This is a genomic window from Secundilactobacillus silagincola (genome assembly GCF_002583405.1).
Classification (GTDB): Bacteria; Bacillota; Bacilli; order Lactobacillales; family Lactobacillaceae; genus Secundilactobacillus; species Secundilactobacillus silagincola.
The window spans coordinates 1-282 of record NZ_BCMJ01000049.1; the positions used below are offsets into that span (position 1 = coordinate 1).

Consider the following 282-nt stretch of genomic DNA (forward strand, 5'->3'; position numbering starts at 1 on the left):
AAATGGACTAACTTTTCTCACCTTCTTTGTGCTAAAGATGTCGTTGATCAGTTGTTAAGTATTGATCCTGAATTAAAGGCCACCTATCAAGTTCTGAACAGTCTACGCTACGCCATTAAAATCAATGACTGGAATAACTACAATGCTGCCTTTTGGCATACAGATGGTATCTCGTTAGAGATGCAACAAGCGTTGGAAACGTTAAGAGAACATCATGACGAGATCAAGAACACTTTTAATTATCCTTATACCAACGGACCACTAGAGGGTACTAACAATAAA

At 37.9% G+C, this 282-nt stretch carries 1 protein-coding gene; it reads left to right on the plus strand.

The window, feature by feature from the left end; translation table 11 throughout:
• Window positions 1–282, plus strand: a 282-nt coding sequence (locus CES82_RS12160) for a transposase (RefSeq protein ID WP_143466318.1), incomplete at both ends; no start/stop codon positions are given.